Raw genomic sequence first — 14,652 nt, 5'->3', positions numbered from 1 at the left:
GGATTCGTAAAGTGGAGGGCGTTGCGCTTGAATGTTTTGAAAACAAACGATTTTTATAAATAATGGACAGAATTGATCCGTTTTGTAGCTTTTTTGTCCTGGGTTTCCGTCCATCGGCATCTTGCGGGTGAAACGAGGATGCCGGTGGACGGCCGGTTACCGGCTGGGGATTTCGGAAGCGGTTTTGGGCAGGCGGATTTTCCGTTTCTCCGTGACCTTGCAGGGGCGGTAGACAATGGCCATATGCCCGATGGTATCCACGTGGGTGGCTCCGCTTTCCGCGAGAATTTCCCGGATCAGGGCATCCTTGACCTCTTTTTCCTTGAAATCGTTGAATTTGATTTTGATCAGTTCGTGGGCGTGCAGGGCTTCTTCAATGGAAGCCATGAGCGCCGGGGTGATCCCCTGCTGGCCAATGAGCACAAGCGGCTTGAGGTGGTGGGCAAGTCCGCGAAGATAGTGTTTCTGGAAACCCTTAAGAACAAGCATGTGAGACTCCATAAGATAAATGGGAAAAAAAGAAATTTCCGCGCCATCCCGGAGGCGCGTGGGATTTTTTCTTAAAAAAAGCGTTCAGACCAGGAATGCATGGGTGAAGTGTGGGGAAACGATGAACAAGTCGCCGTCACGCTGCGTTGGGTGCCAGGAGATGTCCCTTTATGTCAGGATCCGGAAGCCCCTGGGATCCGAAGGTCCGGCACGGGAATCTTTTGCACCAATCCCTTTTAAATGACAAGGATTTTTGTTATCGTGCCTAGCACGGGCCTCCCCTCCTCCCCCTGGCGGACCCAGATCTCCAACCGCGCAGCCGCGGCTGCGCTCACCCTTTCCAAGGAAGACCCTGTTTATGGTAAGCCCCCTTCCGCCCCCTCCTCCCTGGAACCCCAAGGTGGACAAAAAGAGAACTGGCGGCAGAAACATCAGCCGTTTCCGGTTGCTTTTTGATCTCATCATCGCGAGCCCCATCCTCATGACCGCCATTGTTTTTTTGGCAAGCATGGTGCTGGTGGTGGGCATGACCCTTCACTGGGGCTATTATTCCGATGAATTTCGGGAAAATCTTCTTGTGGAGGCCCATGGGGTGCTCCTGGATATTTTTCTTCTGGGGGTGATCATCTTCTGGCTTCAGCAAAAAGGCAGAAACCTTGTGGAAAAGCGGCATTACAGGGATGAAATTGATGATTTCCGGGGCTGGGAGAGCGAGGAGGCGGCCAGAAGAATCCGGGGCAATATAAGGAGGCTCAATAAGTACAACGTCACCCGCATGGATTTAAGCAACTGCTATCTGCGCAGCATGGATCTGCGGGGAGCGGATTTTTCGGAAAGCTATCTCTGGGGCGCGGACCTGAGCTGGACCGACCTCAGGGAAAGTATTTTTGAAGACGCCAATCTGGAAAATGTGAATCTGGAGGCCGCCAATCTCACGGCCGCCAATCTCACAGGTGCTTACCTGTGGAAAACCAATCTGGAAAGCGTGGATCTCCAGCATGCCATGCTGGAAAATGCCATACTCCGGGAATCCCGGCTGGCCAAAGCCGATCTTTCCGGAGCAAAACTCATGGGTGCAGACCTGACCGGCGCTGTGCTGGAAGAAACCAACCTCATGGGCGCAGATCTGCGCCATGCCAATCTGGAGTTTGTCCGCCTGGACGGCGCGGATCTGCGCCATGCCAACCTGCAGGATGCCAGAGGTCTTTGTGCGGATCTTTTTGTGCGTATCCGGACCCTGGAGGGGGCCAGGATGGATCCTGAGCTGGAGGCGGACCTGAAAAAGCGTCTGCCGGATGTCTTCCTGCCGCCGGACGCCACGGAAGAATGGTAGCTCTGTTTTGGATTATCCTTCGGCGGGATATCCCAGGGCTCTGCGTAATTCTGCAAACCATGCGGTTTCCGGTTTTCTGAAAACCTTCCCTTCCACTTCCCTCACCCACCAAGGCCCCCTGAGGCTGGAGCAGCAGAAAAGAAAATCCCCTTTTTTCAGGTCTTCCATGAAAAGTTTTCTCCTTTCCACGGGCCAGCCCTGGTTTTCAAGGTGTAAAAGAAGTTTTTTCCGGGTGACACCGGGAAGGCTGGGGCCTTGGGGCACAAGGATGCTGCCTTCTGAAAAAAGGAGCAGGCTGGAAAAGGAGCCTTCCAGAACCGCGCCGTCCGGCGCAAAAATCAGGGCCTCATCCGCCCCTTTTTTTTCCGCCTCTTCCCTGGCTCTGGCGAAAAAAACATAGGCAAAGCTCTTGTGACGGGCCATGGGGGAGAAAAAAGGCTCTGGATGGCCAATCAGCACAAGTCCGTCTTTGGGAGGCGAAAGAACGAGGGGTTTGAGCAGGGCTGCCAGGGAAAGGAGATTTTTTCCTGTATCCATGGCAATCAGGTGGAGCTGGCCCCTCCGGGCCGCTTCCGGGTGAAGGGTGCAGAGGCGCTGGGCCACATGGGGCCAGTGTACACCGGGCATGGTTTTTCCCGTGACCTCAAAAACCGATCCTGCAAGGCGCTCCGCGTGTTCCCCAAGGTGCAGTGCCTCGCCGTTTTCCACCCGCAGGGTTTCAAAAAGCCCCCGGCCATGGCGCAGGGCCGGGGAGTCGAGGGGCAGGCCTGAGGAAGAAAGGGGTAGAAAACGACCATCCCGCCAGATGAGAGTGTCTTCTTTTTTTCCTTGCTCTTCTGCTTTGCAGTCAAAGGCCTTGAAAAAGGGGGCTGCCTTGTGCAGGCTTTCCCGGTATTCCTCTTCCGGATCCGAGTCCCAGACCACCCCTCCCCCTGCGGCGTAATGGGCGTTGCCTCCACGGACAATCACCGTGCGGATGGCCACATTGAGGTCCATGCGGCCGTCAAATCCCAGGTAACCGAGGCTGCCCGTATAGGCATGACGGCGCTTGGGCTCCAGGGTATCAATGAGTTCCATGGCCCGGATTCTGGGGCAACCGGTAACGGAACCTGGCGGAAAGGCGGCCTTGAGAATATCCCCTGCTCCCAGGCCAGGCTCCAGCTCAGCGGAAACCACGGCGACCCGATGAAAAAGATGGGGCCAGATTTCCGTGCGGCCGGGCACCTCCACCCGTACGCTGCCTGTCACTGCAATGCGGCCAAGATCGTTGCGCACCAGATCCACGATCATGGACAGCTCGGCCTTATCCTTCTGGCTTTTTTCAAGGTCCATTTTCAGGTGAGCATCTTCTTTTGCGGTTTTTCCCCTGGGACGGGTGCCTTTGATGGGATGACTCTCGATTCTTCTGCCTTTCACGCATACAAAGCGTTCCGGAGACAGGGATGCCAGCTGGAAATCCCCTGCCTGGAGAAAGGCGGAAAAGGGCTGGGGAGCGGTTTCAAACATCTTTAAAAAAAGAGCATAGGCGGAACCGTCATAGGCCAGGCTGAAACGCTGGGAAAGGTTCACCTGATAGGCTTCGCCCCGGAGAATATGTTCCCGGATACGGGCCACAGCCCCTTCATAGGCCTCACGCGTAAAGGTGGACGACAGGGAGCCGGAGCAAGGCAGGGGATGGTGCATGGGGTTTGGGAAAACCGTATCCTGAAGCCTTTGGGTCATTCGGTTGAGCAGGATTTCGGCATCTTCGGGGTTTTCGTCATCAAGAAAAAGGGCTTTGAGGTGCAGGGTATTTTTTTCATGGAGGTCCTGCCACAGCACAAGGCGTGGGGCAAAAAGCTGGTACAGGGGAAGAAAAAGATCGTCCACGACGGTGTCGGGAAGTTTTTCCATATGGTTTTTCAGGTCATAGGAAAAAAAACCAAAGAGACCAAAGGGAAGCCCCTCTTTTTCTTCGGGAAAGGCGCAGGATTGCAGTAGTGCATCCACAAGGCCCAGCACATCCTGGCTTTGGAGCACAAGTTCTTGCTGAAATAGGGTGGCTTCTTTTTCCTGGCAGGAAAGCTCCAGAAAGGGCCAGAGGCCCAGCCCCTGTATGCGGGCTTCGGGGTGGTCTCCGCCGGAAAGAAGAACCATGGCTCCCCTTTCTTTCTCAAAGTTTTTGGCAAGAGAGGCAAAATCCCCTTCAAAAAAAAGGGTTCGGCGGCAAAATCCTGCGGGTTTTTTCAGATTTTTGAGATGGATCATGTCAGCTCTCCAAGAAAATTCAGGGCCATCTGATGGCCGGATTCACTTAAAAAACTTTCCGGGTGAAACTGCAGCCCATGGATGGGGAGCGTACTGTGGCGCAGGGCCATGGCTGTGCCGTCTTCGGCTCTGGCGCAGATCACAAGGGAGCTTTCCTCAGAAAGCTGAACCGCAAGGGAGTGGTAGCGACAGGCGGTAAAGGGGGTGGGTACGCCTCGCAGAATTCCCTTTGCATCATGAAAAACAAGGCTTGTTTTTCCATGAACCGGGGCGATGGCCCGCACCGTCTGGCCCCCAAAGGCCTCGGCCAGGCACTGCATGCCAAGGCAGATGCCCAGAATGGGGATGCGGCCTGTAAAATGCGCGATGGCGGCCATGGCCAGACTGCACCGGGCCGGGTCATCGGGACCGGGACCGATGATAAGACCTGCGGGATTTTCTTTTCTTACCTGATTGAGGGAAGCATGGCTGCGCAGCACCCGGGGTTTTTTTCCTGCCAGGGCGAAAAGTTGCACCAGATTGAAAGTAAAGGAGTCAAAATGATCCAGAAGAAGAAGGGACTTCATGAAAGGCTTTCCCCAGAAGGTTTTTTTCGATATGCAAAAGGCGCAAAAGTCATCCGGAAGCGTCTGGATGGCTTTTGCGCCTGACATTACGCCTGAAACAAACCTCATATTGCTTTGAAGCGATACCCCAAAGCGCCTTTTGCTGTCAACGGGAAGACGCTTGACAAGGAAGACAGACCCATGGCTCCCAGAAAATCCCACAGGTCCCAGAAAAAAAGTGACGCGTATGTACAGGGCCTTGTGGCCAACAGCGCAGGTGAAATCTTTGACCTCGAAGGCTATGCCGCCCTGGGCATGTGCGGGGATCGTTTTGCGCCCTTGATGGAAAAGGATGTCACGCCCCTGCCCCATGGCAGTGAAACCCTTCTTCTTCCCGACCGTGCCCCCCTTTTGTGGAACATCCGTAAAAACCGGGCTGAGGTTCTGAAAGAAAATCCCTGGGTGCCGGGGGAACCCCTTTTTCCTGTGGCGGCCTTTAACTCGCCCGGCTATGTCATCACCCATCATCCTGCCTATGAGGAAAGAAAAAACGCCCGTATTCTGCCGCTTTTCGCCTATGGGGCCGTGGGCTGGTCTGTGAAGGGTTTTGCCTCTGCCGTATTCCAGGTGGACCGGGAGGATCGGCAGGATCTGCGCTGCATGCCCGTGGAAAAGGTGCAGGAAGGGGTTTTGGATATCCGCACCCGGCTGCCGAAAAACCGGCTGTTGCTTCACATTAAAAACTGCGCCCTTGTTTATGGCTGTCCTGCGGCCAAAAACTTTTTTCTTGGCCGCTACGAAGCGCCCTTGCCCACTTCCCGTGCCTGCAACGCCCGCTGCTTAGGCTGCATTTCCCTTCAGGACAATCCCGAACTGCAGAGCTGCCAGAACCGCATTGCCTTTACCCCCAGCCCCAGGGAAATTGCGGAAATCGCCCTTCTTCACATCGAAAGGGTGAAGGATGCTGTGGTGAGCTTTGGCCAGGGCTGCGAGGGGGATCCCCTGCTCGCAGCCCATGTGATTGAACCGGCCCTTCGTCTGATCCGGGAAAAAACGGATCAGGGGACGCTTAACATGAACACCAACGCAAGCCTTCCCCTTGTACTGGACAGGCTTTTTGAGGCGGGTCTGGATTCCATCCGGGTGAGCATGAACAGCGCCCGCGAGTCGGTGTACCAGGCCTATTTTCAGCCCAGAGGCTATGGCTTTTCCGATGTGCTCAGGAGCGTGGATGTGGCGGAAAAACGGGATGGGCATGTGGCCATCAATTATCTGAACGCCCCCGGCGTCACGGATGCGCCGGAAGAACGGGCGGCTTTGGAATTTTTTCTCAGAAATCACGGTGTGCGTCTTATCCAGTGGCGCAATCTGAACTTTGATCCCCTGCGGTATCACAGGCTGGTATCAGAGGCGGCTTCCTTTGGTCCGGGTATGGGCATGTCCCGTCTGGTGAAGCATATCCAGAAAAATTTTCCAGGCCTTGCCCATGGATACTTTAACCCTCCCAAGAGTCGGTTTGCCCCAAAAGTATCCGGCGGGATGTGACCAGGGTTTGCAAAACGCCCTTTGTGCGGGCCTGGATCTGTTTTCTTTGCAGTGCAGCGCTGCTTTTCAGGGTACTGCTGTCAAAAAAAGGGGGGAAGGGTTTGAAAAGAGTCTGAATCCGCTTTTTGTTTGCGGGGTTTTTCCATGGGGCGGTGTGTGAGCAGGCGCAAAAAAATCTTTGAAAAACTCAGGTCTTCTCCTTTTCCTGCCGATAAGAATCTTAAAAACAAGAGGAAGGGGGAAGCCATGGACATTGTCGTCGGAAAAATTGCTGAAACAGGATCTTCCGGACAGCGGGGACATCCGTACGCCAGCGCCGGGGATGTGCCTGTGAGGGTGCTGAAGGTGCGTTCCGCACGTTCGCGCAGGCAAGGGCGTATGGTTTCGGATCGCAGGGAGGACAAAAACGCAGCAGATCCTGTCCGGGGTAAGGTGGTGGTTTTGATGGTGCCGGATGGCGGGCGTCTGCCCCTGGACCTGGAAACGGGTAAATACCAGCTTCGCCTGCGCATTGTTCCGGAAGGCAGGGAGGGCCTGCGTGAAAAACAGGAGGAAACCGTGACGGAAAACGGTTTTACCCTGAGAGCCTGAATTTGGGCCTGGGTGGTTTTTTCGCCCGGGCCTTCTGCGGTTTATGGCAGGGGGATCAGAATTCAGACCCGTGAAACACCCTTGGGCCGTTTGGGCACGAGGGGGCGGCTTCAGGGGGCTTTTGATTTTTTTTCGGTCTGGCGATCCTCTTTATGATGCAGCGCCAGGACAAGGCTTTTGATTTCTTCCAGTTCTTTTTTCAGGTTTTCCGTTTCATCCTTTTTTTTATCTTCCCTGCCTTCAATGTGGGCGTCCTGCATGTTGCTGACAATGACACCCACAAAAAGGTTGATGATGATGAAGGTCCCCACCAGAATGAAGGCCACAAAGTAGGCCCAGGCCCAGGGACTTTGCCCCAGCATGGGGCGCATGACACCGCTGGCCCAGGACTCCAGGGTCACCACCTGGAAAAGGGTCAGGAGAGAAACATGCAGAGACCCGAAGTATTCCGGGCTGACCTCGGCAAAAAAGACCGTTCCCATGACAGAAAAAACGTAAAACAAAAGGCCCAGAAGAAAGGCGATGTTGCCCATGGCCGGAATGGTGGCAAGGAGGGCATTGACCATCTGCTGGAGAGAAGGAATGATGGAGATGGTGCGTAGCACCCGCAGAATCCGCAGCATGCGCAGTACGGAAACAAAATGTCCGCCTGCAAGGAGAAGGCTGCTGGCCACAATGAAGAAATCAAAAAGATTCCATCCGTCCTTAAAGAAGCTATGACAGGGGCGGCTGCCGACGATGCGGATGAAAATCTCCAGAGTAAAGATGCAGATGAAGATTTTTTCCAGAATGTGAAAACCCCTGGCAAAGCTAAAGTAGATGGCGGGATAGGTTTCAAGGCCGATGATCACAGCGTTGAAAATGATCATGGCAACGATGAAGTTTTTGAAATTTCTGTTTTCTGCAAAGGCTGCACACCATAAAGTGAATGGCAGAGTCCCTTTGGCCCTTTGGATCTGTTCTTCCACTGGAATACCTCGCGCGGGTCAAGCCCGGTTTTTCCCAGAAAAGCCGGGTTTGGCTTTACCTGAATACGGTTCAGGCCTAGTAAGGATCGCAAGATGGGTTTCCATCCCACAGAATGCGCCGTTACCATGGCGCAGCTGCAATGGCAAAGAAAAAAGCATCCCTGGGGCCGCTGAATGCCCAGAGAAGCGCTTCCCGCAAATTTTCAATCCTCCTTTTGCTCCTGTCCCGGACCTTTCAAGGGCCGCTGTGCAGAGCTTAAAAAAAGAAAGCAGGCCCGATGAAGTGGATTGCCCTTAAGATTGTCTTTGAAGGTGAAAACCCCGCCATGATGGAAGATCTGGTGTCCGCAGTTTTTGCCCGCCATGGCATTGCCGGTGTAAGCATTGATCAGCCCGATCTGGAGCCCGAGGAGGGTTGGGGGGAGGACGCCCTGCCCAGGCCGGAGTTTCCTGCGGTGACCGGCTACATCCCGAAGAATGAGGAAGCCGAAGGTCGCATGGAGGCCATCTTAAGGGATGTGGACGTATTGGGTGCGGATTGGGGTTTTCGCATGCGTCCGGTTTCCGTGGAAATGGATGAACAGGATTGGGCTGAAAGCTGGAAGGCTTTTTTCTGGCCTGAAAAAATCGGCCGCCGTATTGTGGTCAAGCCCACCTGGCGAAACTACAGCCCGGAAGAAGAGGACATTGTCCTTGAAATTGATCCGGGTATGGCCTTTGGAACGGGTGCGCATCCCACCACAGCCCTTTGCATCCGCATGATCGAAACCCACCTGCGGCTAGGCGATGCGGTGCTGGATGTGGGCACCGGATCCGGGATTCTTCTCATTGCCGCAGGAAAGCTTGGCGCAGGGCGTCTTGTGGGGGTGGACAATGACGCCGTGGCCATAGAAGTGGCCGGAGAAAACCTTCTCCTTAACGGTTTGGGTCCGGATCGTCGGGAGCTTTGGGTGGGCAACCTTGCGGACGCGGTGGAAGGGGTTTTTGATCTGGTTGTGGCCAATATCCTTGCGGAGGTGGTGGTGATTCTCATCCCGGATATCCGGCGGGTGCTGCGGCCCGGTGGGCGCGTCATTCTGTCGGGCATCATAGAGGAAAAGCTTGGCATGGTCATGGAAAGTCTTGCGGCCTGCGGTTTTGTTTCCGCAGAAAGCACCCTGGACCGGGGCTGGGCCGTCTGTGTGGCCCAAAGCCCGTCGTGATGAAAAAATCCCAGGCGCTGCGGGTTTTCCCGCAGGCCAGGAGAGGTTGCTGTTTTCAATCCCCCAGGGGAAGGGTGAGGCTGTAGGTCCGGTTGCCCCTCTGGATGCGGATGGGGATTTCCTTTGCCATGCGATAGCGTATGAGGGCTGCCTTGAAATCCGCAAGCCCTGTGATTTGCCTTTCCCCCAGGCTAAGGATGCGGTCCTGGGGTTTGGCACCGATACGGTCCAGGGCGCTGCCCTGGCGCACACGGGTGAGGATGACGCCGACTCTGCCCTGGGTATCCTCCCGGACCTCCACGCCCAGCATCTGAATAGCAAGGAGATCGGCCTTTTCCAGGGGATAGGGAATGATTTTCAGGGAAAAGGTGTGGGGTGTTCCCTTTCTTAGAATGCCAAGGCGGATCAGGGTGTCAGGAAAGTACATGTCCAGCTGTTCCTGATACTCCGAAAGACGTGAAAGGGGCTGGCCTTCCAGGGAAAGCAGAAGGTCTCCGGCCCGCAGCCCTGCCTTGTCTGCAGGAGAGCTGGCCTCCACGCTCCTTATCAGAAGGCCTTCGCCTGCCTCCTTTCCCAGATAACTTGCGAGGCTGCGGTCCATTTCCTGAAGATCCAGTCCCAGCCACAGGGGTACGACCATGCCGTGGCGGATCAGGTCGTCTGCAATTTTTCTGGCCTGGTCAATGGGAATGGCAAAACCAATGCCCTGTGCCCTTGCATGGATGGCAGTGTTGATGCCGATGACTTCCCCCCGGATGTTGAGGAGGGGGCCTCCGGAATTACCGGGATTGATGGAAGCGTCGGTCTGGATGAAGCGTCGGAAAAGCTGGCGTTCGCTGCGTACATTGCGGTTGGTTGCGCTGACCACGCCCGTGGTGACGGTGTGGGAAAAGCCGAAGGGATTGCCGATGGCGATGACGCTTTCGCCGATCATCAGATCCCGGCTTACGCCCATTACAGCCTGGGGCAGGACGCCCTGTGCTTCAATGCGCAGCACGGCAAGGTCACTTTCCGCATCCGCCCCTACCAGGGTAGCAGGAAGTTCCTGACCGTTTTCAAGGGTGACGGTGATGGTTTCCCCTCTTGCCACCACATGGGCGTTGGTGAGCACATACCCCCTTTTGCCATCAATGATGACGCCGGATCCGAGACTGCTGCGCTGCTGCTGTCTTCCGGGGGTGCCTTCAAAGAAATCTCTGAAAAATTCATCAAAAAAGGGATCGGAAAAGCCGGTTCTGTGCCGGGTTTCCGTATAGGCGGAGCTGATGTTCACCACCGCAGGAGCCACACTGCGCACAGCGCGCACCACGGGGGTTTCCCGGTCCGGAAGCTCGGCAAAGCCCTGAAGAGGGAGAAGAAAAAACAAGCAAAAAAGAATCCGTTTGCCCTGATGTATCACTTCTGGTATCCTTTTTTATTTTGTATAGTAACGATTTGTGTTTTTCTGGTTTACGCGTTCCGGAAGAGATGCATTGGTCAGGACTTTCCATGGCTTCCTTGCCCTGAAAGCCTTCTCCCGCCCCCTGTCTGCCGCCGGATTTTTTCAAATACCCTTCTGCCTCCGGTATTATCATGTCCTTAATCGCTCTTCAATTTGAATCCCTGCTTTCACAGGTAGAGAAGCCCAGTCGGTATCTGGGCACGGAAGTGAACCATATCCGTAAGGAAGGTCCGGATTTTTTCCGCGTGGGCCTTGCCTTTCCCGATATGTATGAAATCGGAGCCTCCCATTTTGGCCTTCAGATTCTCTATGACATCCTCAACCGGGATCCGGCCATTGCCGCAGAGCGTATTTATGTGCCTGCTCCGGATATGGCCACTGCACTGAGGCAGGCAGGCCTTCCCCTCATGACCCTGGAAACCCGTACGCCCCTGGCGGAGCTGGATATTCTGGGGTTCAGCCTCCTTTATGAACTGAATTACACCGGGGTTCTTGAAATCCTTAATCTCGCAGGCCTCCCCTTTTACAACCATGAGCGCAGCGAAAGCCATCCGCTGATCATTGCAGGGGGTCCTTGCGTCTGCAACCCGGAGCCCATGGCGCCTTTTTTTGACGCCATGCTCATGGGGGACGGAGAAGAACAGCTTCCGGACCTCTGCCGGATGGTGCGGGAATGGAAAAAACAGGGGGCGAGCCGCCGGGAGCTTCTTAAAAAACTGGCCTCCCTTGATGGCGTGTATGTACCGGGCTTTTTTACTCCCTCCTGGGATGAAGCGGGCATCCAGCACCTGACCCCCGAAGAGGGAACTTCTCCTTTTGTCCGAAAAGCCCTGCTGCCCTCCCTGGAATCCGCCGCAGTCCCCCTGCGGCCTGTCCTGCCCTTTACCAACCCGATTCATGATCGGCTGCGCCTTGAGATTGCAAGGGGCTGCACCCGCGGTTGCCGTTTCTGCCAGGCGGGCATGCTTTATCGCCCTGTGCGGGAGCGTTCCGTGGAAAGACTGGTGCAGATTGCGGAAGTGGCCCTTGCGGGCACGGGCTATGATGAAATGTCCCTGCTTTCCCTGTCCACAGGCGATTATGGCTGCCTTGCGGAGTTGATGGAAGGGCTCATGGACCGCTATGCCGGGGAGCAGCGGGCCATCAGTCTGCCCTCCATCCGCGCGGGCCGTCTGACACCAAACCTCATGCAGCAGATACAGAAGGTCCGTAAAACGGGGTTCACCATCGCGCCGGAAGCGGGCAGCCAGCGTCTGCGGGATGTGATCAACAAGAATCTCACGGAAGAAGAGATTGTGACAACGGTCCGGGACGCCATCTCCCTGGGCTGGAACCAGATCAAGCTCTACTTCATGGTGGGGCTTCCCACGGAGCAGGAGGAAGATCTCCGGGCCATCGTGGACCTTGCGGACAAGCTTCGCCGTTTCCGAACCCCCCAGGGCAAATGGGGGCAGATCACGGTGAGTGTGGGCACCTTTATTCCCAAGCCCCATGCGCCTTTTCAGTGGGCGGGCATGATATCCCTGGAAGAATCCATGGAAAAATTCCGTTTTCTCCGCGGGGCTCTCAAAATGCCGGGGGTGCAGTTCAAGTGGCAGGATCCCAAGACCAGCAGGCTGGAGGCGCTTTTTTCCAGGGGCGACCGCCGCATGGCCCCCCTTCTGGTGCGGGCCTGGAAAAAAGGCTGCGTTCTGGATGGCTGGACGGACTATTTCCGGGAGGACCTCTGGAAGGAGGCCATTTTTGAAGAGGGGCTGGATGTGGATTTCTATGTCTGCCGCCAGCGTCCCCTGGAAGAACCCCTGCCCTGGGATGTGATGGACATCCGGGTTTCTAAGGATTTTCTCAAGGCGGAATGGCAGAAGGCCTTCCGGGAAGAACTGACGCCGGACTGCCGGGAAGGCAACTGCGCAGGCTGCGGAATCTGTGATTTTGACACCATCGAGCCCAGACTTTTTTCGGAATCCAGGCTGGAAAAAAAAGAGCCCCCCAGCCAGCCCCAGCACTTCAGAAGTCTCCGGGTTGCCTTTGAAAAAACAGGGCCCGCCCGGTTTTTCGGGCACCTTGAGATGATACAGATTTTTTTGAAAGCCCTGCGCATGGCCCATGTATCCTTGAAATTTTCCACAGGATTTAACCCAAAACCTGAAATCCGTTTTGAAGACACCCTTCCCCTGGGCATGGCCAGTTTCTGTGAGTCCTTTACCTTAAGCGTGGGAGCAGAGGTCTCCGCATCCGGTTTTGCAGACGCTGTGAATGCCTGTCTTCCCCAGGGTCTGCGCATCACCCACTGCAGGGAAGCGAGACCCGGAGAAAAGGATGCCCAGGTCTCGGCCTATGAGGTCCGGAGCATGGCCCCCTTTGAGCCGGAAAGGCTTTCCGCCTTTGAATCCGCCGGGGAATGGATGCTGGAAAAAACAGGGAAAAAGGGAAAGACCCTTTTTCTGGACGTCCGGAAATTTGTCCAGGAAATGCGCCTTCTTGACGCAAACACCCTTTTTCTTCGCCTGGCATCCTGGGAAGAGAGAACCCTGCGGCCCTCCCAGATCCTCATGGCTGTTTTTGGCATGGACGCAGAAGCGGTGAGGGCGCTTGACATTGCCAAGGTGCATACCGGAGAAGGGATCGAGAGAGGAGCGTTTTGCGAAAAGAGCTGATTGTGAACGTGGCTCCCGGAGAAACCCGGGTGGCCCTCCTTGAAAACGGCAGCCTTGCGGAGTTTTTTGTGGAGCGGGGCGAGGAGGAAAATGTTACGGGCAGTATCTATAAGGGCCGGGTCCAGCGGGTATTGCCGGGCATGCAGGCGGCCTTTGTGGACATCGGCCTGAAGCAGGCGGCTTTTTTGTATGTGGATGATGTCATGCCGGATCCCTGCGCTCTGGAAATACTGGATCCCGAAGACGAGACCGAAGGACCTCCCGCCCTTTCCGGAAAAGGCGTCAAGGAAAACCGACACCGCATTGAAGCCCTGCTCAGGGAAGGCCAGGAAATCATGGTGCAGGTGATTAAAGCCCCTGTCAGCACCAAAGGGGCCAGGGTCAGCACCCAGATTTCCCTTCCGGGGCGCTTTCTCGTATTGATGCCCACGGTGCCCCATCTGGGGGTTTCAAGGAAGATTCTCTGTGATGAGGAGCGTCAGCGGCTTAAGGCCCTGATCGAAGATCTGCGCAACCCGGAGCATGGTTATATTTTCCGCACCGCTGCCGAAGGCGTGGAAGCGGAAGCCGTTTCCCGTGAGGTGGAGGTGCTGGACCGGCTCTGGGGGCTTATCCAGGAGCGCTACAAAAACCAGAAAGCTCCGGCGCGCATTCACCGGGACCTTTCCGTCACTTTCCGATCCTTAAGAGACCTTCTCACCCATGATGACGCCCGGCGTCTTGTCATTGACTCCAGGGAAGGATGTGATGCGGTGAGACAGTTTCTGGGCCGGACTATGCCGGATCTGGAAGTGGATGTGGTGCACTACCAGGGTAAGGATCTGATTTTTGACGCCTACAATATAGAGACGGAAATTCAGCGGGCTTTACGCAAGAAGGTCTGGCTGAAGTCCGGCGGGTACATTGTTATTGAGCAGACCGAAGCCCTGGTGGCCATTGATGTGAATACGGGCCGTTATGTGGGAAAAGAGAATTTTGAGGAGACCATCCTTCTCACCAATCTGGAGGCGGTTCGGGAGATTGCCTACCAGATCCGCCTGCGGAACCTTTGCGGCATCATCATTGTGGATTTCATTGATATGGCCCGGCCGGCCAATCAGGAGCGGGTGTTTCAGGCCTTTCGGGAGGCGGTGCAGGGCGATCGTATCAAAACCAATATCCTGCCCATGAGTGAGCTGGGGCTTGTGCAGATGACCCGCAAGAGAACCCGAAAATCCCTCTCGCGCATTCTCTGTGCGCCCTGTCCCTGCTGTGAGGGGCGAGGGCATGTGGCTTCAGCGGAAACCCTCTGTCTTCAGATTTATCGGGATATTCTGCGCTATTCCCAGGACATGATGGGCAATGCCTTCACGGTCTGCTGTCATCCGGAAACCGCAGAACAGCTCCTCCGGGGTTCCCGCGTCCTGCTGGATGTATTGGAAAAGAAGACCGGCGTGCCTGTGAATGTGGTTCCCGATGCAGCCTATCATCCTGAGCAATTTGATATTGTTGAAAAATTCCAAAAAAAATCCGGGAGTAAACCCGGAGAATCCGGTTGACAGCACAAGGGAAATATGATTCCCTGACGCGATTTGTCCGGAGTAGGGGAAAGGCTCCGGATACTGCCAGCACAAGAGCCGCCCCGTGAGGGGCGG

At 55.5% G+C, this 14,652-nt stretch carries 11 protein-coding genes; 6 read left to right on the top strand and 5 right to left on the bottom strand.

Annotated features, from left to right (window positions below; genetic code table 11):
- Positions 1–156: 156 nt before the first annotated feature.
- Positions 157–489 (bottom strand): ribosome assembly RNA-binding protein YhbY, encoded by a 333-nt coding sequence (gene yhbY, locus RBR60_RS09340; RefSeq protein WP_320356045.1) that lies wholly within the window; start codon positions 487–489, stop codon positions 157–159.
- Positions 490–847: 358 nt separating this feature from the next.
- Between yhbY and RBR60_RS09335 the strand changes: the two genes are divergently transcribed.
- Complete coding sequence (locus RBR60_RS09335) at positions 848–1,822, top strand: pentapeptide repeat-containing protein (protein ID WP_320356043.1); 975 nt, start codon at positions 848–850, stop codon at positions 1,820–1,822.
- 12 nt (positions 1,823–1,834) lie between these two features.
- Here the strand turns inward: RBR60_RS09335 and pabB are convergent, their stop codons facing one another.
- Positions 1,835–4,069, bottom strand: coding sequence for an aminodeoxychorismate synthase component I (gene pabB, locus RBR60_RS09330; protein ID WP_320356041.1), 2,235 nt, complete (start codon positions 4,067–4,069; stop codon positions 1,835–1,837).
- Positions 4,066–4,635, bottom strand: coding sequence for an aminodeoxychorismate/anthranilate synthase component II (locus RBR60_RS09325; protein WP_320356039.1), 570 nt, complete (start codon positions 4,633–4,635; stop codon positions 4,066–4,068). The genes pabB and RBR60_RS09325 overlap by 4 nt, the downstream gene beginning before the upstream one ends.
- A 180-nt stretch (positions 4,636–4,815) precedes the next feature.
- Between RBR60_RS09325 and RBR60_RS09320 the strand changes: the two genes are divergently transcribed.
- Together RBR60_RS09320 and RBR60_RS09315 are read left to right on the top strand one after the other, a co-directional pair.
- Complete coding sequence (locus RBR60_RS09320) at positions 4,816–6,159, top strand: radical SAM protein (protein WP_320356037.1); 1,344 nt, start codon at positions 4,816–4,818, stop codon at positions 6,157–6,159.
- A gap of 246 nt (positions 6,160–6,405) precedes the next feature.
- Positions 6,406–6,750 (top strand): hypothetical protein, encoded by a 345-nt coding sequence (locus tag RBR60_RS09315; protein WP_320356035.1) that lies wholly within the window; start codon positions 6,406–6,408, stop codon positions 6,748–6,750.
- A 110-nt stretch (positions 6,751–6,860) separates the two neighbouring features.
- Here the strand turns inward: RBR60_RS09315 and RBR60_RS09310 are convergent, their stop codons facing one another.
- The gene (locus RBR60_RS09310) at positions 6,861–7,718 is read right to left on the bottom strand and encodes an ion transporter (RefSeq protein WP_320356033.1); all 858 of its coding nucleotides are present in this window, start codon (positions 7,716–7,718) and stop codon (positions 6,861–6,863) included.
- A 278-nt stretch (positions 7,719–7,996) separates the two neighbouring features.
- Between RBR60_RS09310 and prmA the strand changes: the two genes are divergently transcribed.
- Positions 7,997–8,920 (top strand): 50S ribosomal protein L11 methyltransferase, encoded by a 924-nt coding sequence (prmA, locus tag RBR60_RS09305; RefSeq protein ID WP_320356031.1) that lies wholly within the window; start codon positions 7,997–7,999, stop codon positions 8,918–8,920.
- Between the two features lie 55 nt (positions 8,921–8,975).
- On the opposite strand, the gene RBR60_RS09300 is transcribed toward prmA, so the two are convergent.
- Positions 8,976–10,286 (bottom strand): trypsin-like peptidase domain-containing protein, encoded by a 1,311-nt coding sequence (locus RBR60_RS09300; protein WP_320356030.1) that lies wholly within the window; start codon positions 10,284–10,286, stop codon positions 8,976–8,978.
- 206 nt (positions 10,287–10,492) lie between these two features.
- On the opposite strand from RBR60_RS09300, the gene RBR60_RS09295 reads away from it, so the two are divergent.
- Both RBR60_RS09295 and RBR60_RS09290 read left to right on the top strand, forming a co-directional pair.
- Complete coding sequence (locus RBR60_RS09295; protein WP_320356028.1) at positions 10,493–13,018, top strand: TIGR03960 family B12-binding radical SAM protein; 2,526 nt, start codon at positions 10,493–10,495, stop codon at positions 13,016–13,018.
- Positions 13,003–14,556 (top strand): Rne/Rng family ribonuclease, encoded by a 1,554-nt coding sequence (locus tag RBR60_RS09290; RefSeq protein WP_320356026.1) that lies wholly within the window; start codon positions 13,003–13,005, stop codon positions 14,554–14,556. The genes RBR60_RS09295 and RBR60_RS09290 overlap by 16 nt, the downstream gene beginning before the upstream one ends.
- Positions 14,557–14,652: the final 96 nt, after the last annotated feature.

This window comes from Desulfobotulus sp. (assembly GCF_034006065.1).
GTDB lineage: Bacteria > Desulfobacterota > Desulfobacteria > Desulfobacterales > ASO4-4 > Desulfobotulus.
This window is presented reverse-complemented; position numbering and strand designations above follow the sequence as displayed.